The following is a 17,519-nucleotide window of genomic DNA, read 5'->3' on the forward strand; positions in this document are numbered from 1 at the left end:
GGAGGGAACGCTGTTACCAGCGCGCCCTCCCGTTACCGCATCAGCGGGTGGTGAAACCGAACGGCCGGTGCGAGGCCTCGGCGATCTCCACGTAGGCCAGCTTGGCGACCGGGATGATCACCTTGCGGCCCTTCTCATCCGTGAGCGAAAGGACGCCGTCCTTGGCCAGAGCCTCGGACACGGCCTGCTCGACCTCGGCCGGCGTCTGAGCGCTTTCCAGCACGAGCTCGCGCGGCGAGTGTTGCACGCCGATCTTGACCTCCACGGAGTCCTCCTCTGTCAACCCGTGTACCGCTTGGAAAGGCTATCCGATTTCCGGTGCCGTTCCGGCCGATGAACCGCCCTGCAGCGGGAAGCTCGCGATCCCACGCCAGATCAGAGCGGCGACGAGGCTCTCGGCTTCAGCTTTGGGCGTACGCCGGCCGTTCGCCAGCCAGTACTGAGCGGCCGCCCCGGAGGCCCCGGCGAGGCCGGAGGCGAGCAACTGCGCCTGGTCCTGCCGGAGCCCGGTGTCCGAGATGATGGTCTCGGTCAGCGCCTCGATGCAGCCCTGCTCGACCCGTTCCACCCGCTGCCGGACCTGCGGATCGTTGCGCAGGTCGGACTCGAAGACGAGCCGGAACGCCTCGCTCTCGTGGTCCATGAAGTCGAAGTACGCCCGGACCGCGCCCTTGACGCGCTCCTTGTTGTCCGGGGTCGCCTCCAACGCGCCCCGCACCTTGGCGATTATCGCGTCGCAGTGCGTGTCCAGCAGGGCCAGGTACAGCTCGAGCTTGCCGGGGAAGTGCTGATAGAGCACGGGCTTGGACACGCCCGCGCGTTCCGCGATGTCGTCCATCGCGGCGGCGTGGTAGCCGTGCGCGACGAAGATCTGCTGGGCGGCGGCCAGCAGTTGCTTGCGGCGTGCCGAACGAGGCAGCCGGGTGGGGCGAGTGGTCTGAGCCCCGCCGGACGCGGCGGTCATATCTGGTGAACCTCCAGGGGGTCGGTCCCCGCGGTTTGTCGTCGCGGATTGCCCGGATCGGTGCATGTCGCGGTCGTGCGGGCAATTGTCGCGACGCTGCAACTTATCGCCACTGCAACCACACGGTAGCCTCAGCGGGGGCGAGCGAGGAGCACGCGGTGGATGAATCAGGGCATTCCGGAGACACCGGAGCCGCGGGTGGCGGCAACGGTGCCGACGCGTATGACCGCAATCGGATGAACGGCTGGGCAAACGGCGAAAGTCCGTGGTCGAACGCGGGTTCGGCGCCGGAGCAGGAGGCGGACGTGCCGCCGTGGCGACGCGGTGCCGCCGGACGCCAACCGTTCCCGGAGCGCCCCTTCGGGCCCGCCCCGAGCTCGGCCGCGCCGGCCCAGGTGCCGCCGCCCCCGGGGTTCGGGGACCTGTCGCAGCCCACCGAGATTCCCCCTTCCGGGAACACCGACATTCCGCCGTCCTGGTCCGGCGACCGCAGCCGGCTCGCTGACATTCTCGGTCACCGACCGCGTCCGGTCGATCCGGCGTCACCCACGCCGTCCAGCGCGCCGCCGTTTCCCTATGAGGGGGACCTCGACGACTCGTACCGCGCCGCACCACCACCGACCGTGCAGCGCGCCGCCGTGCCGATGACCCGGCCCATCCCGCCGGGTCCGACCCAGGGAGATCCACTGAGCCGTACCGACGCGCCGTCCGAACCGATCCGATCCCGGCACGCCCTGCTCAACGACACGTTGGCGCAGGGGCTGCCCAGGGTGGAGCCCGCCGCACCGGCGGGGGACCAGCGATCGGTGGACAACGAGCCCGGGATGGGCCTGCCGACGTACGATGCCAGCGGCTTCGCCCGCCGGAGCTACCCTTCCGAGAGCCCGAGCTCCGCGCTGGACGAGCCGAGCGGGGCGCTGCCCCAGCGCGTGCCGGCCCAGCCGGACGTGCCCCGAGTCCCGGAGCCGCCCGCGGTGGAGCCATCGGCTGAGGCGCCAGCCCTGGCGCGGATCGCGACGCACCTGCGCCGCGGCGACGTGGTGCCCGCGCAGGAGCGCCAGGAGGGCTTCGACGTGCAGGCCATCCTGGCCGCGGTGCGCGAGGTGGACGGGGTCCGCGACGCGTCGCTGCGAGCCACCCCGGCCGGCGCGCACAGCCTCCGGCTGGACCTGGCCGACGGCGCCGACGCCGCCGAGGTGAGCCGGCACGTCGCCCGCCTGCTCCAGGAGCGGATGGGCCTGGACGCCGCGATGCCCGGTGGCCTGCCCACCGCCCCGCCCGCGGCCCCGCCGGTGCCGCAGCAGATCCCCCGGCCGGGTCGCGCCTCGGTCAAACCGATCTCGGCGGCGCCCGCCCCCGCGCCGGTTTCGGCAGCTCCGGCCCCGGCTCCGGCCCCGGTGTCCCCGATCCTGGCGCCGAGCCCGGTGTCCCCGATCCCGGCCTCGGTGTCCCAGGTCCCGGTGTCCCAGGTCCCGGTGATTCCGGAGTCCCCGCAGCCGGCGCCGCAGCCCGCGGTCCGCCCGCGCGATCTCAACCAGCCCCGCCCGCTCGACCCGGGTGACCGCCCCGGCCCCCGCGTGCTGATCGAGAACGTGCACGTCAACACGTTCGGCGCGGACGCCACCGTCGAGGTGCGGCTGCGCGCCGGCGACCGGACCGCCTCCGGCATCGCCACCGGCCCGGCCGTCGATGGCTACCTGCTGCGCCTCTGCGCCACCGCCACCGCCGGCGCTGTCGACGAGCTGCTCTCCGCCTCGACCCACGCGGACGGGCCGGCTCGCTGCTTCGTCGAGCACGCGTCAGCCGTCTCGTTCGGGTCCACCCAGGTCGCCGTCGTGGTGCTGCTGCTGTCCTGCGGTGGCGGCTGGGTCGAGCAGCTCGCCGGCTCGGCAGTGGTCACCGGTGACGACCGGCACGCGATGGTTCGCGCCACACTGGCGGCGGTCAACCGGCGCGTCGAGGCACTCTTGGCTTGATGAGAGGTGCTGTTCTGGCCGGCGACACCGCGGTGTTGCCGGAGGGCGAGGTTCCGCCACCCTGGCCCGCGCGACGTGTCCCGGTGGGCGGCGCGATGCTGCACGTCCGCGACACCCCGGCGCTGCGTCCCGACGCCGAGCCCGCTGTCTACGTGCACGGCCTCGGCGGTTCCTCGCAGAACTTCACCGACCTCGCCGGGCTGCTCGCCGACCGGCTCGACGGGCAGGCCGTCGACCTGCCCGGCTTCGGTTACAGCGATCCCAGCCCGCGCTATTCGATAGCGGCCTTCGCGGCCACCCTGATCGACTACCTGGAGGCCGCCGGCCGCGGCCCGGTCCACCTGATCGGCAACTCGCTCGGCGGGTCCATCTCGGTGCGCGTCGCCGCGCTCCGCCCCGACCTGGTGCGCACCCTCACGCTGATCTCCCCGGCGATGCCGTTCCTCGATCCGCGCCGTACCGCGCAGGGCCCGGTGCTGCCGCTGCTCGCGCTGCCCGGCGCGGAGCGCCTGATGGCCTGGGCGCTGACCCGGATCACCGCGGAGCAGATGGCCGAGCAGGTGCTGGCGGCCTGCTTCGGGGACACCACCAAGGTGCATCCGCAGCGCCGCGCCGAGGCGATGGAGGAGATCCAGCTCCGGTACACGGTGGCCCACTACCCGCGGGCCTATCTGGGCACCCTGCGCGGGCTGGTGGGCAGCTTCCTGCGGGCGTACCTGCCGGGGGTCAACTCGCAGTGGCGGCTGGCCGCCCGGGTGCAGGCGCCCACGCTGGTGATCGGCGGTCTCAACGACAAGCTCGTCGATCCCCGGGTGCCGGTCCAGGTGGCCAGGGCGATCCCGGACAGCCGCCTGCTGATCCTGCCCGGCGTCGGCCACGTCGCCCAGATGGAGGTGCCCCGGCTGGTGGCCCGGGCCATCGCCGGCATGCTCGACGAGTCGGCCTAACCTCGGTCTCACAAGATCGACTCGGATGCGTACGAGTCGCGCTCATGTGCGAGGCTGACGCGTAAGATGATCGCTCCCGTCACGCCAGTGCTCGAACCGGAAACCCCGCCACCCGCGGCCGACCGGTGGCGCCAGTGGTGGCTCGCCCTGTTCGCCGTCACGATGGTCCTGCTCACCGTCGTCACGATGGTCGCCCGCACCTCGTCGTCGCCCGGCGCGTCCGCCACGCCGGCGCCCTCCGCCCCCGTGCCGTCGCCCTCTCTCGCGCCCTCCGCGTCCCCGTCGGCGCCTCTGCTGGAGTCCGCGCCCGCCTCGGCCTCGGCTTCGCCATCGGCCACCCCGGCGCTGGTCGACCCCAAGATCCTGCAGGTCGCCGGGGCGGTCCCGACGCACGGTTCAGGCGATTTCCGGTACGCGACGAGACGCGGCCCAATCATGGGAACCAAGGGACCGGTACGCCGTTTCCGCGTCGCCGTGGAGAAGGAGAGCGGCGAGGATCCGGAGGCGTTCGCCGCCCAGGTGGTGAGCACACTCGGCGACCCCCGCAGCTGGATCGGGAACGGCACCCTGCGCCTGCTGATGGTCGGCGCGGGCGACCGGGCGGACTTCACCGTCTATCTGGCCACCCGGGACACCGCGGGCCGGATGTGCCAGCAGGGCGGGACCAACATCCGGATCGGCGGGGTGCCCTACACCTCCTGCCGCGCCACCGGCCAGGCCATCATCAACCTGGACCGCTACCGCAAGTCGTCGAAGCCCTACCTGAACGCCAAGGTGCCCCTCGCCGTCTACCGCAACTACGTGATCAACCACGAGGTCGGCCACGAATTCGGCCACCACCACGAGGGGTGTCCGCGCTCGGGCGGGCCGGCTCCGGTGATGGTCCAGCAGACGTTGACCACGCGGGGCTGCGTCCCGTATGCGTGGCCCCGTCTCGGCAACAAGCCCTTCGCCGGCCCACCCCTCTAGACCGTGTTTCGGAGTCCGACCGGGGCTGCGGCGTGGCCCAGAGCGCGCCTGGCAGCGTCCGCGAAACACCCGCATACCGGTGTTGTATGTGGGTGTTTCGCGGACGCTGCCAGCCACACTCTGGACCTCGCCTCGCACTCGGCCGGACTCCGAAACACGGTCTAGCCGGCGGAGCCGGTTCCACCCGGTCGTCGCTTCCGGGGCCTGACCGCCGGTCCGGTGCCGCTGCCCGGCGTCCCCGGTTCGGCGGGTCCGCGGCGGCCGTCGGCCGGGATCAGTGCTGGTCCTGGGCGATGTCTGGGCCTGGTGCGGGGGACCAGTGGAGCGCGCGCCGATGACTGCCGTGGGCAGGCGGGGTGGTGGGGTTCGCTTTCTCCGCTGGGGTATTCGATTCTCCTGTGACGGGCGGCGAGTCGTGGCAGGCTGGCCCTTGTTATGGCAAAAGCGACGAATGCCTCCCCTGATCCGGCGGCCGGCGCGAACCCGCCCGCCGCCGGCCGGCGTGCCCGCAACGAGCAGACCCGAGCGAAGACGACGTCCGCGGCAACCGCGACGTCCGCGAAGGGCGTGATCACGGCACCGGCCGACACCGCGAAGAAGTCCGCCCGGACGCGGAAGACGGCCGCCGAGCCCGCGTCACCGGCCGGTCGGTCGACGACGAGATCCGCCGTGCGTGAGACGGCCACCGCTAAGTCCGGCGCTGTCGCTCGCGGCACGGCCACCGCGAAATCCGCGGGTACGGCGAAGTCCGGCGTTGTCGCCCGCGGGACGGCCGCCGCGAGATCCGCCGCGGTTCGCGGGACCACTGCCGGGAAGCCTGCCGCCACCGGCCGCGAGGCGGGTGCGGCGAAGTCCGGCACCGCCGTTCGCAAGACGACCGCGGCGAAGGCCGCCGCCTCGGCGGTCCGCAAGGCGGCGGCACCCACCGTTCGGCCGGCGGATGCCGTGCGCGCGGCGAAGACGGCTCTTCGGGGCACGGCCGGCTCCGGCGACGCTCCGGCGGCCGGCAAGCCGGCGACCCGCCGGCCGGCCGGGCAGAGCACACCGGCCCGCAGCCGGGCCGTGCCGGCCGAGGCCAGCACGGCGGCGCGTCCCCGCAAGACGCTGTCCACCGAGGTGCCCGCGACGCCGCGCAAGACCGTGGTGCGGAGCGCGGGGCCGGCGCGACCGACACCGCACGCCGTTTCGGACCCGGACGGCGTGATCGAGGGCGGCGGCCGGCACCGGCTCAGCGCGGAGTCCCTCGCGCCCGGCGGCGGCCGCCACCGGTCGGCCGCGGAGGAACCGCCGGCCCGCCACCGGGCCGAACCGCAGCCGGCCGCTGTCCCGCCGGCGCCCGGTTCGCCGCCGTCGCCCGGTTCCGCGCCGGCGGGTATCCCGTCGTCGCCCGGTTCCCCGTCGTCCTCCGGTTCCGTGCCGCCCGGTTCCCCGTCGTCCTGTTCCGCGCCGGTGGCGGGGACACCATCGCCGCAGCAGCAGCCGGCGGAGGTACCGGGCCGGCACGCGGCGGCGCGGCACGCCCAGCCGCAGCCCGCGCCGATCCCGGTGGACCCGGAGACCGGGCTGCCCCCCGGCATGACCCGCGGCATCCTCGAACTGGCCGCCGAACGCCTGGCCGCCGCCCGCGCCACCCCACCGGAGGAGCCGGAACCCGAGCCGGAGGAGCCGGAACCGGTCGACGAGGCGCCCCGCCCGGTGGTGCGCCGTCGCTCGACCGGCGCTTCCGCCCCGCGCGCCACCGGGGTGCCCGCCGCCGGCACCCGGCCCGGTTCGGGCTCCCGGCCGCCCCTGGCCTCGCGCCCGCCGGCCGGCCCGCCCGAGGCCGTACGCCCGCCGACCACCCCGCCCGAGGCCGGCCCGCGCCACCCGTCAGCCGGTCCCGAGGCGACCCACCGCCACCCGTCGGCCGCTCCCGAGGCGAACCGCCGCCGCTCGGCGCTCGCCCCGGAGGCGGGCTCGTACCGTTCGGCGCCCGCACCGGAGGCGGCCTCGTACCGCTCGGCGAGCGTGCCGGAGGCGGACCTGCCGGTTTCGCCGGCCGCCCCCGACCAGCAGCCGACCCCCGACCAGCAGGCGAACCGCGGCGGCCGCCGCCGTCCGATCGTCCGCCCGTTGAAGGCGGACCCGTCAGCTCGGCCGAAGCCGGCCCACCCGTCCGCTCAGGCGGGGTTCTTCGCGCCGGTTCCCGCGGACCGGCCCGGCGGTCGGCCGGCGACCGGGCTCGAGAGCGCGGAGCCACCGCCGTCCGGGGCGCACCCGCGACCGATCATCGCCCCGGCGACGGATCCGGCCCGCCCCACCCGGAACTCGGCCGCACAGGCTCCGGCCGCGCTGGCGATGCCCGGGGCGGAGACCACGTACCCGATGGTGGAAGCGGCCGGGCCGTCCGAGACCGCCCCGGCCCCGGTCGAGGCCACCGCTCCGGACACCGCCGAGCACGGCCGTCCCGAGGCGCAGGCCGAGGAGGCGCCGGACGCCGCCCGGTTCTGGTCGGCAGACGAGCATCCGCGGCCCGGCTTGCCGGCGAGCGTCCGGCTGCCGGCCGGCCTCCCCGACAAGCTCTGGCACCCCGCCGAACAGCACGTCGAACCACCGGCCCCGGAACAGGCGATTCCGCACCAGCCCGACCCGCACCAGCCCGACCCGGTCCACTCCGACCCGGCGCACTGGGAACCGGCGCCATCGGAACCCGCCCACCCGGAGTCCGCCGCGCCGGAATCGGCTTCCGCGCAGGCCGGGGTGCGGCTCGCCGTGCCGCACACCGTCGCCTACGTCGCCGGCCAGGACGCGGACGCCGACCGCCTCGCCGCGCAGTCGCCCACCGCGGAACTACCGGTCGTCGAGATCGACCGGACCAGTCCGCCACCCGACGTCGACGAGCACCCCCGGAGCGGGACGAGCCTCACCCCCTCCGGCCGCAAGCTGCTGCGTCGCCGCCGCCGGGTCACCTTCCTGGCGTACGTCATGGTTGTCGCCCTGGTCCTGATCGTCGGCCATGAGCTGCGGGATCGGCAGCGACCCGGCACCGCCGGCCGGGAGACCGCGCAGCGCGCGGCCGAACCGGCGGGCGGTCCGCGACCGGCTGACGTGCAGGCGGAGAAGGAGACGGATCAGGTCGGTTCGGTGCAGGGCGCGCTGCCGGCCGACGGCCGGTCGGGCGATTTCCGGTACGCCAAGGGCCGCGGCCCGATCCTCGGTGACGCCGGCAAGCTGCACCGCTTCCGGGTGGCCGTGGAGGAGACGGTGACCGAGGTCGCGCCGGCCGATTTCGCCGAGTCGATCGACAGCATCCTCGGTGACCGGCGGAGCTGGATCGCGAGCGGCAAGCTGCGGCTGCGCCGGGTGCCGAAGTCGGACCGGGACGCCGACTTCACCATCTTCCTGGCCACCCCGGACACGTCGGAGCGGATGTGCGCCGCCGGCGGCCTGCACACCGAGGGTTTCACCTCGTGCCGGCTACCGGGCCAGGTGGTGATCAACGCCGAGCGCTGGGCCACCGCGATCCCGGACTACGCGGGCGAGCTGGACCAGTACCGCGAGTACGCGATCAACCACGAGGTCGGCCACCAGCTCGGGCACGGTCACGAGAGCTGCCCGGGCAGGGGGAGACCGGCGCCGGTGATGCTGCCGCAGACGTACGGTCTGGAGGGCTGCACCCGCAACGCCTGGCCCTACCGCGACGGCAAACGGTACGAGGGTGAACCGCGCCCGTGAAATATTCCTTGATCCCGCATGTCGGGCCCGTGTCCGACGTCATGGGCGTGGCGCCGCTCAACGAGCAACAATGGGCGGCGATCCTTACCACCGAACCCGGGGAGTGAACTGTGGCTCTGCCCCCGCTCGTCGAGCCGGCCGCCGAGCTGAGCGTCGACGAGATCCGCCGCTATTCGCGTCACCTGATCATCCCCGACGTCGGGATGGACGGGCAGAAGCGGCTGAAGAACGCGAAGGTGCTCGCCGTCGGCGCGGGCGGCCTCGGCTCGCCGACCTTGCTCTACCTGGCCGCGGCCGGCGTGGGCACGCTCGGCATCATCGACTTCGACACCGTCGACGAGTCCAACCTCCAGCGCCAGATCATCCACGGCGTCTCCGACGTCGGCACGCCCAAGGCGGAGTCGGCGGCGCGCAGCATCGCCGAGGTCAACCCGCTGGTCAACGTGGTCATTCACAACACCGCGCTGGACCGCGACAACGTCAAAGAGATCTTCAGCCAGTACGACCTGATCGTCGACGGCACCGACAACTTCGCCACCCGCTACATGGTGAACGACGCGGCAGTGCTGCTCGGCAAGCCGTACGTGTGGGGTTCGATCTATCGCTTCGACGGGCAGGCCTCGGTCTTCTGGGAGGAGCACGGTCCCTGCTACCGCTGCCTCTACCCGGAGCCCCCGCCGCCCGGCATGGTGCCGAGCTGCGCCGAGGGCGGCGTCCTCGGCGTGCTCTGCGCGTCGATCGGCTCCATCCAGGTCAACGAGGCGATCAAGCTGATCACCGGCATCGGTGAGCCGCTGGTCGGCCGCCTGATGGTCTACGACGCCCTGGAGATGGAGTACCGCAAGATCAAGGTTCGGAAGGACCCGAACTGCGTGCTCTGCGGGGAGAACCCGACGCTCACCGACCTCATGGACGACTACGAGGACTTCTGCGGCGCGGTCTCCGAGGAGGCGCAGGAGGCGGTGACCGGCTCGACCATCACCGCTCGTGAGCTCAAGGAGTGGCAGGACACGGGCAAGGACGTGTTCCTGGTCGACGTCCGCGAGCCCGCCGAGTGGGAGATCAACCGGATCCCGGGCGCGGTGCTGATCCCCAAGGGCGAGATCCTGTCCGGCGAGGCGCTGGCCAAGTTCCCGCAGGACCGGCAGATCGTGCTGCACTGCAAGTCGGGGGTGCGCTCGGCGGAGGCGCTGGCCGCGCTGAAGGCGGCCGGCTTCAAGGACGCGGTGCACGTCCAGGGCGGCATCGTCTCCTGGGTCAACACCGTGGACCCGTCGCTCCCGTCGTACTGATCGTTGTCACACTGGGGAGTCATGATCTTGACTCCCCAGTGTGACAGTTCCGGGACGGAATCGGACCATTGCGACAGATGGCCGATAGGTCCGCCGAAACACAGGATCGCCGGGTAGCGTCTCCACCGTGGTCGATATCGATGCCGCGATCGGTTACGTCGTGGCCCATGGTGACCCGGTCGAGCGTGCGCGCCTGTCGTACCTGCGGACCGGTCAGCCAGCGCCCTCGGAGATCATCGATCGGATCGCCGGCGGTCAGATGCCGGAGGGCGGCTGGCCCGCGTCGGCCGACGGGCAGGTTCCCTCGGTCGACGCCACCTGCTTCCGGCTCGCCGAGCTCGACGACCTCGGTGGCCTGCAGGCCGGGCCGGTCGCCGAGCGCGCGCTGCACTGGCTGGCCTCCGCCCAGCGCCCCGGTGGCACCTGGCAGGAGCACGAGTCGCTGGCCGGCGAGGCCCCGGCCTGGGCGCTGCCCGGCGACCCGGAGGCCACGCTCTATCTGACCTCGGTCGCCGGCTTCTGGCTGACCGCCGCCGCCGTCGAGAACGGGCCGTACCAGACCCGGGGCCGTTACGACGAGGTGCTCGCCGCCGCTGCCGGGTTCGTTGTCTCGCAGCTGCGTCCGGACGGCACGTGGCCGTCCTTCCTCGCCGCCGGGTGGCACGCCGCCGGCCTGCTCTATCAGCAGCAGTACTTCTACGAGTCGTCCCGGGTGCAGCTGGTGCTCGGCGAGCGGCTGCCCGACATGTCGCCGGCCGACGTCGCCGCGATGGCGGCCGCGCTGCGCCGGGTCAACCTGGGCGACGACTGGCTGCTGCGCAACGCCTGGAAACGGCTGGGGGAGACGCAGCGTACCGACGGCGGCTGGGACAGCAACGAGGGACCGATCTTCGACGTCAACATCACCCTGACGGTCCTGCGCGCGTTCCGCTGAGCCGCCGCCGGCTTGCGCGGGCCCCGAGCCGGTCGGCGGTCAGCCGCGGGTGTGACCGTTGCCGGTGACGATGTATTTCGTCGAGGTGAGTTCGGGCAGGCCCATCGGCCCGCGGGCGTGCAGTTTCTGCGTCGAGATGCCGATCTCCGCGCCGAAGCCGAACTCGCCGCCGTCGGTGAACCGGGTCGACGCGTTCACCACCACGGCCGCCGCGTCCACCCCGGCCACGAAGCGCCGGGTCGCGCCGAGCGACTCGCTCACGATCGCCTCGGTGTGGCCGGTGCCGAACTGGCGGATGTGGTCCATGGCGTCCTCCAGCGAGTCCACCACCGCGACAGCGATGTCCGCGGAGAGGTACTCCCGGCCCCAGTCCTCCTCGGTCGCCGGGACCACGTCGTCGCTGTATCCGGCCACCCGCGGATCGCCGTGCACGGTGACGCCGCGGGCGCCCAGCTCCTCCAGCACCAGCGGCAGGAACGAGTCGGCGATCTCGGCGTGCACCAGCAGCGACTCGGCGGCGTTGCAGACCGAGTTCCGCTGGGTCTTCGAGTTGATCGTGATGGCCAGGGCCTTCTCCAGGTCGGCGTCGGCGTCCACGTAGACGTGGCAGTTGCCCACCCCGGTCTCGATCACCGGCACCGTGGACTGCTCCACCACCGTTTTGATCAGGTCGGCGCCGCCGCGCGGGATCAGCACGTCGACCAGGCCGCGGGCGCGCATCAGCTCCTTCACCGAGTCGCGGGTGGTGGCGTCCAGCAGCTGGATGGTGTTGGTCGGCAGGCCGGCGTCGGCGACCGCCTTGCGCAGCACCGAGACGATCGCCGCGTTCGACGAGTAGGCCGACCGGGAGCCGCGCAGCAGCGCCGCGTTGCCCGACTTGAGGCAGATGCCGGCGGCGTCCGCTGTCACGTTCGGCCGGCCCTCGTAGATCATGCCGACCACGCCGAACGGCACCCGGACCTGGCGCAGCTCCAGGCCGTTGGCCAGGGTGGCGCCGCGCACCACGTCACCGACCGGGTCGGGCAGGGCGGCGAGCTGGCGCAGGCCGTCGGCCATCGCGGCGACCCGGGCCGGGTTCAGCGCCAGCCGGTCGATCATCGCCTCGGAGATCCCGGACTCCCGGGCGTTCGTCACGTCGACGGTGTTGGCCGCGACGATGTCGTCGGTCCGCTCCACCAGGCGGTCGGCCATCAGCAGCAGCGCCGCGTCCTTCTCCGCGCGGGTGGCCCCGGCCAGGTCGATGGCGGCGATCCGGGCCGCGGCCGCCTGCTCCAGCACGCTCATGAGAGACCTTCCTGAGGATTCAGAGGAGTACGAGGTCGTCACGGTGGACGACCTCTCGTTCATAGCCCGGCCCGAGCGCCGCCGCCAGTTCCGGAGTGGACCGGCCGAGCAGCGCGGGCAGCTCCACCGCGTCGTAGTTGACCAGCCCGCGGGCGACCGGCGTGCCGGAACCGGCGTCGACCAGGTCGACCGGGTCGCCGGCCGCGAACGAGCCGTCCACGGCGGTGATCCCGGCCGGCAGCAGCGATTTGCGCCGGGCCACCACCGCCGCGACCGCGCCCTCGTCCAGGTGCAGCCGGCCGCGCGGCGCGGTGGCGTGGGCCAGCCAGAACAGTCGCGCGGCGGGCCGCGAGGCGGACGCCTCGAAGAGCGTGCCCACCTCGTCGCCGGCCAGCGCGGGCGCGGCCAGCGGAGCCGCGGTGAGCACCACCGGGATGCCGAACCCGGTGGCGATCCGGGCCGCCTCCACCTTGGTCACCATGCCGCCGGTGCCGACCCCGGCCTTGCCGGCCGAGCCGATCGCCACGCCGTCGAGATCCGCGTCGGTGCGCACCAGCGGGATACGCCGGGAGGCCGGGTCCGCCGGGCTGCCGGTGTAGAGCGCGTCCACGTCGGAGAGCAGCACCAGCAGATCGGCGTCGACGAGGGCGGCGACCAGCGCGGCCAGCCGGTCGTTGTCACCGAACCGGATCTCCTCGGTGGCCACCGTGTCGTTCTCGTTCACGATCGGCAGGGCGCCCAGGTCGAGCAGCTTGCGCAGCGTCCGGTACGCGTTCCGGTAGTGCGCCCGCCGCGTCACGTCGTCCACCGTGAGCAGCACCTGGGCCACGGTCAGCCGATGCCGGGCGAAGCCGGCGGTGTAGCGCCCGATGAGCAGACCCTGGCCGACAGCCGCGGCGGCCTGCTGGGTGGCCAGGTCACGGGGCCGGCGGCGCAGCTGCAACGGGGCCAGCCCGGCGGCGATCGCGCCGCTGGAGACCAGCACCACCTCACGACCCTGGCCGGCCAGGCCGCCGAGGACGTCGACCAGGGTGTCCAGCCGCTGCTCATCGATGCCGCCCGCCGCGGTGGTCAGCGAGGACGACCCCACCTTGACCACGATCCGGCGCGCACCGGTCACCACTTCCCGCACTCGGCCCATTCTGCTCGGCCGCCCGGTGCCGAGCCGTCGCGGATCCCATATCGTGGCCGGTGATGACACCGGAGGAGTACGTCGAAGCGGTCCTCACCCTGGTCGAGAGCATCCCGGAAGGCCGGGTGATGTCGTACGGCGCGATCGCCGACGCGCTCGCCGAGCGGTCCGGCCGCAACTCGCCCCGGCAGGTCGGGACCATCATGGCCCGGCACGGCGGCGGGGTGCCCTGGCACCGGGTGGTGAACAGTGCCGGGCGGCTGCCACCCGGCCATGAGCGGGAGGCGCGGGCGCGGCTGCTGTCCGAGGGCGTACCGTTGCGCGGCGACCGGGTAAGGATCGACGAGGCCGGGTGGACACCTGATGGAGAGCGGACAGGCGAGTAAGACCGCGTACAGCGCGGCGCGGTATCGAGCGGCGCATCAGGTGCTGGAGCAGGGGTCGATCTTCCGTGACCCGCTCGCCCTGCGGTTGCTCGGCGCCGACGCCGAGGATCTGGAGCAGGACGCGCCGCGGCGAGGGATGCGGCTGTTCATCGCGGCCCGGCACCGGTTCGCCGAGGATCGTCTGGCGGCCGCGGTGAGCCGCGGGGTGCGCACCGCCGTGGTGCTCGGCGCCGGGCTCGACACGTTCGCCTACCGCAATCCGCATGCGAGTCTCCAGGTGATCGAAATCGACCATCCGGACACCCAGGCGTGGAAGCGCGAGCGGCTCGCCCGGGCCGGCGTCGCCATTCCCCCGGACGTGCGACATCTCGGCGTCGACTTCGAGAAGGAGAGCCTGGGCGACCGCCTGGACCTCGACGGTCCGGCGTTCTTCCTGTGGCTGGGCGTCGTGCCCTACCTGTCCGACGGCGGTTTCGGGGAGACGCTCAGGTTCGTCGCGCGGGAGCCGGGCAACGAGGTCGTCTTCGACTACGCCCAGTCACCGGAGCGGATGCCGGCCGAGCGCCGCGCCGCCCTGGAGGCCCGCGCCGCCCGGGTCGCCAAGCTCGGCGAGCCCTGGCTGACCTTCTTCGAGCCCGAGGAGATCGCTGCCGACCTGGACAAACTCGGCTTCGGCGAGATCGAGGACCTGGGCCCGGCCCAGCTCGCGGCCCGCTTCTTCAACCGCCCGGACATCCCGCCGGAGACGCCGGGCGGCCACGTCCTGCACGCCCGGCGCCGCTGAGACGGCCACCGCCTCAGCCCAGGCCGGCGAAGGATGCCGTGGCGCGCATCTGCCAGTCGAAGAAGCCTCGGCGATCTTCCTCGATCGTGTTGTTGAGCTGGCCGAACAGCTCGGCGCTGACCGCACCGCAGAGGTGCACGAAGCCATACATCGTCGCGCCCACCAGGTGCGCCGGCACCTCCGGCCCGAAGTGCTGGGCGACCGCGGCCATCTCCGCACCGAACCGTCCCTCCGGCTGGGCCGGCACCTCGACGAGCTTGCCGGAGGTGAGGGCGTCGCGCAGCACCCCGGCCAGCAGCATGATCACCCGAGTGGCCGGCTCGATGGTGTCCTGCGGCGCCTGATAACCCGGCACCGGACTGCCGTAGATCAGCGCCCACTGGTGCGGGTTGGCCAGTGCCCAGTCGCGGACCGCGTGCGCGATCGCCACCCACCGCTCGGCCGGCTCCGCCTCGGGCGAGTCGTGCAGCTCGGCGGCGTCCCCCACGGCGCGGTACGCGTCGATGATCAGCGCGGTGAGCAGCTCGTCGCGGCTCGCGAAGTAGCGGTAGACGGCTGACGAGGCCATCCCGAGGTCGCGCGCGACGGCCCGGAGCGAGAGGTTGGCCCCGTCGGTGGCCAGGTGGCGCCGGGCCACCTGCTTGATCTCTTCGGTCATCTCGGCCCGGACGCGGGCGCGCAGGTTGGCGGCACTCATGGGGGCCAGTGTGCCACAACGAGAGCACTGCTCTTGCATGCTGCGGGAAAACGTGCCATCGTTGTTCTCGCCAGAGAGCAGTGCTCACAAAGGAGAACACTAATGTCACATGTGATCATCGGTTCCGGTCCGATCGGTTCCGGAGTCGCCCGGCTGCTGGTCGAGCAGGGCGAGCGGGTCCGCATGGTGACCCGCAGCGGCAGCGGCCCGGAGCACCGGCTGATCGAGCGGGTCGCCGCTGACGCCTCCGACGCCCGCCGGCTGACCGAGCTGGCCCGGGACGCCGAGGTGATTTACAACTGCGCGAACCCGAAGTACACCGAGTGGGCCGACAAGTGGTTCCCGATGAACAACGCGATGATCGCCGCGGCCAAGGCGTCCGGCGCGGTCTACGCGATCACCGGCAACCTGTACGGCTACGGCCCCCAGCCCGGCGGCCGGATGACCGAGGACACCCCGCTCGCCGCCACCGGTCGCAAGGGCCGGATCCGGATCAAGATGTGGGAGGACGCGCTGGCCAGCGGCATCCGCACATTCGAGGCCCGGGCCTCGGACTACGTCGGCGCCGGTGCGGTCAGCACGCTCTCCGCGGTGCTGCTGCCGGCGATCAACAAGGGCCGCACCGCCTGGGCGCCGGGCGACGTCGACGCGCCGCACACCTTCACCTACACCGGCGACATGGCCCGCACGCTGGTCACCCTGGCCCGGGACGAGCGGGCACCGGGGCAGGCGTGGCACGTGCCGTCCGGCCCGGCGATCACCATGCGCGAGCTGGCCGCGCGGTACTGCGCGGCGGCCGGGGTGCCGCGGGTGCGGGTGCGGAGCCTGCCGCGGTTCGTGATGCGCACGGCCGGCCTGGTCGTCCCGATCGCCCGCGAGCTGGCCGAGATGGACTACCAGTTCTACGCGCCGTTCCACATGGACAGCTCGCGCACCGAGCGGACCTTCGGCCTGGCTCCGACCGATCTGGAGATCGCGCTGCGGGAGACCGCCGCCGCGTCCGAGGCCACCGCCGCCCGCCGGATGTGACTCCGAAGCGCGGCCTAGAGGAGCAGCCCGACGCCGCCCCGCCGCGGATCACCCGCGGCGCCGGCCTGGCCGACGGCTGTCACCCCGCCGAAGTAGTGGTTGAGGTCCGGCCACTCGACCACCTGCCACCCGGCGTCGCGCAGCACCGCCAGCTCCTCCGCCGAGCACCCGTGCTCGGCGTGGACGGTGTCCTCCACCGCGTGGAACCGGGGCCGGGCGATCGCGTCCGCCACGTCCAGCCCGTCCACCAGCACCCCGAGCAGCGTGTCGACGAGCGCGGTGCGGATCCGCGAGGCGCCCGCCGACCCGGCCGCCACGGCCAGCGAGTCGTCCGGCCCGATTACCACGAGCGGGCACATGTAAGACGACATCCGCCGGCCCGGCACCAGTTCCTCGGTGAGCAGCTCACCCTCGCCGAGCATCGAGTTCAGGTTGATCCCCAGCCCGGGCAGCCACACCCCGGCGCCCAGCCCGAGCGTCGTGGTGATCACGCAGGCGTTGCCCTCCGGGTCGACCACCGAGACGTTGGTGGTGTCGCCCAGCCGCTGTGCGCCGAGGTCGCGCAGCGCGGCGGCCACCCCGGCGGCCCGGCCGGGCCGGGACAGGTCGGCCGGCAGCGCGCCGATGGTGTCCACGGTCCGGTTCAGGTCGTGCCGGGCACAGACCCGATAACCGGCCAGCGTCGCGTAGTCCACCGGTGCCTCGGCCACCCGGTAGCTGGCCAGGTCGGCCGGGCCGATCGTGCCACCGGCCTCGCGCACCGTGGCGACCAGCAGGTCCGCGTACTCCCCGGTGTAGAAGACCTCCGGCCCGTCCACCGCGAGCGCGTCCATCGCGGTGGACAGGCCTTGGTGGAAGAGCAGCTCGTCGCTCTCCAGCAGGCGGCCGCCCGGCTGGTACGGCGCGGCGCCGTCGCCGTAGACCAGCGCCGGCGCGCACGACTTCAGCGTGCGGGCGTGCGCGGCCGGCAGCAGCACGCCGGTCCGGGCCAGGCCGGCCGCCGGGGCGACCACCTCGGACCAGGGCAGCCGCCCCCAGCGCCGGTGCACCTCGCCGAGTCCGGCCGGCACTCCCGGCACCGCCACGCTGGCCCCGCCGATCGAGTAGATCTGTGGCAGCCCGCCGAAGAACACGTCGACGGCGACCATCGGTTCCGGTTTCCGGTCGCCGTCCAGACCTGGCACCGCGACGAAGAAGTCCAGGCAGGTGACCTCGCCGGTGCGCGCGTCGAAGTAGGTGCCGAACCCGCCACCGCCGATGCCGGTGTAGATCGTTTCGGCGACACAGCAGGCCAGGACCGCGGCGACCGCCGCGTCGGCGGCGGTGCCGCCCGCTTCGAGGATCCGCACTCCGGTGCGGGCGGTGGCCGGATGGCTCGCGGCGACGCCGGCCGCAACGCTTCCCATGCGGC

General features: G+C 73.3%; 15 protein-coding genes. 9 read left to right on the forward strand and 6 right to left on the reverse strand.

The genetic code is table 11. The annotated features are described in order from the left end of the window. Positions 1-40: 40 nt before the first annotated feature. Complete coding sequence (locus tag Actob_RS02725; RefSeq protein WP_185039358.1) at positions 41-265, reverse strand: DUF3107 domain-containing protein; 225 nt, start codon at positions 263-265, stop codon at positions 41-43. Positions 266-304: 39 nt separating this feature from the next. Then, on the reverse strand, positions 305-964 hold the full coding sequence (locus Actob_RS02730; RefSeq protein ID WP_284918399.1) for a TetR/AcrR family transcriptional regulator: 660 nt from the start codon (positions 962-964) through the stop codon (positions 305-307). Positions 965-1,200: 236 nt separating this feature from the next. Between Actob_RS02730 and Actob_RS02735 the strand changes: the two genes are divergently transcribed. From Actob_RS02735 to Actob_RS02760, 6 genes are all read left to right on the forward strand, one after another. Then, positions 1,201-2,940 carry a Daple gene (locus Actob_RS02735; RefSeq protein WP_284918400.1) on the forward strand — a complete coding sequence of 580 codons (1,740 nt, stop codon included), beginning with the start codon at positions 1,201-1,203 and terminating at the stop codon, positions 2,938-2,940. Continuing rightward, on the forward strand, positions 2,940-3,887 hold the full coding sequence (locus Actob_RS02740; RefSeq protein WP_284918401.1) for an alpha/beta fold hydrolase: 948 nt from the start codon (positions 2,940-2,942) through the stop codon (positions 3,885-3,887). The genes Actob_RS02735 and Actob_RS02740 overlap by 1 nt, the downstream gene beginning before the upstream one ends. 87 nt (positions 3,888-3,974) lie before the next feature. Then, positions 3,975-4,856, forward strand: coding sequence for a DUF3152 domain-containing protein (locus tag Actob_RS02745; RefSeq protein ID WP_284918403.1), 882 nt, complete (start codon positions 3,975-3,977; stop codon positions 4,854-4,856). 669 nt (positions 4,857-5,525) lie between these two features. Further along, on the forward strand, positions 5,526-8,570 hold the full coding sequence (locus Actob_RS02750) for a DUF3152 domain-containing protein (RefSeq protein ID WP_284918405.1): 3,045 nt from the start codon (positions 5,526-5,528) through the stop codon (positions 8,568-8,570). Positions 8,571-8,680: 110 nt separating this feature from the next. Next, positions 8,681-9,862, forward strand: coding sequence for an adenylyltransferase/sulfurtransferase MoeZ (gene moeZ / locus Actob_RS02755; RefSeq protein ID WP_284918406.1), 1,182 nt, complete (start codon positions 8,681-8,683; stop codon positions 9,860-9,862). A 127-nt stretch (positions 9,863-9,989) separates the two neighbouring features. Continuing rightward, positions 9,990-10,796, forward strand: a complete 807-nt coding sequence (locus tag Actob_RS02760) for a prenyltransferase/squalene oxidase repeat-containing protein (protein ID WP_284918407.1) — start codon at positions 9,990-9,992, stop codon at positions 10,794-10,796. Positions 10,797-10,835: 39 nt separating this feature from the next. Here the strand turns inward: Actob_RS02760 and Actob_RS02765 are convergent, their stop codons facing one another. Together Actob_RS02765 and proB are read right to left on the reverse strand one after the other, a co-directional pair. Further along, complete coding sequence (locus Actob_RS02765) at positions 10,836-12,080, reverse strand: glutamate-5-semialdehyde dehydrogenase (RefSeq protein ID WP_284918408.1); 1,245 nt, start codon at positions 12,078-12,080, stop codon at positions 10,836-10,838. Between the two features lie 19 nt (positions 12,081-12,099). After that, positions 12,100-13,212: a glutamate 5-kinase gene (gene proB / locus Actob_RS02770; protein ID WP_284918409.1), complete on the reverse strand. Its 1,113-nt coding sequence runs from the start codon at positions 13,210-13,212 to the stop codon at positions 12,100-12,102. A 62-nt stretch (positions 13,213-13,274) separates the two neighbouring features. Here proB and Actob_RS02775 point away from each other — a divergent pair, with 62 nt between their 5' ends. Both Actob_RS02775 and Actob_RS02780 read left to right on the forward strand, forming a co-directional pair. Beyond that, positions 13,275-13,598 (forward strand): MGMT family protein, encoded by a 324-nt coding sequence (locus Actob_RS02775; protein ID WP_284918410.1) that lies wholly within the window; start codon positions 13,275-13,277, stop codon positions 13,596-13,598. Then, positions 13,576-14,382, forward strand: a complete 807-nt coding sequence (locus tag Actob_RS02780; protein WP_284918411.1) for a class I SAM-dependent methyltransferase — start codon at positions 13,576-13,578, stop codon at positions 14,380-14,382. The genes Actob_RS02775 and Actob_RS02780 overlap by 23 nt, the downstream gene beginning before the upstream one ends. Positions 14,383-14,395: 13 nt before the next feature. Here the strand turns inward: Actob_RS02780 and Actob_RS02785 are convergent, their stop codons facing one another. Next, a complete protein-coding gene (locus Actob_RS02785) occupies positions 14,396-15,079 on the reverse strand; it encodes a TetR/AcrR family transcriptional regulator (protein WP_284918412.1) in 684 nt (227 codons plus the stop codon). 102 nt (positions 15,080-15,181) lie between these two features. Between Actob_RS02785 and Actob_RS02790 the strand changes: the two genes are divergently transcribed. Continuing rightward, a complete protein-coding gene (locus tag Actob_RS02790; RefSeq protein WP_284918413.1) occupies positions 15,182-16,108 on the forward strand; it encodes an NAD-dependent epimerase/dehydratase family protein in 927 nt (308 codons plus the stop codon). Between the two features lie 14 nt (positions 16,109-16,122). On the opposite strand, the gene Actob_RS02795 is transcribed toward Actob_RS02790, so the two are convergent. Then, positions 16,123-17,514, reverse strand: coding sequence for a gamma-glutamyltransferase (locus Actob_RS02795; RefSeq protein WP_284918415.1), 1,392 nt, complete (start codon positions 17,512-17,514; stop codon positions 16,123-16,125). Between the last annotated feature and the right edge of the window lie 5 nt (positions 17,515-17,519).

This window comes from Actinoplanes oblitus, assembly GCF_030252345.1.
Taxonomy (GTDB): Bacteria; Actinomycetota; Actinomycetes; order Mycobacteriales; family Micromonosporaceae; genus Actinoplanes; species Actinoplanes oblitus.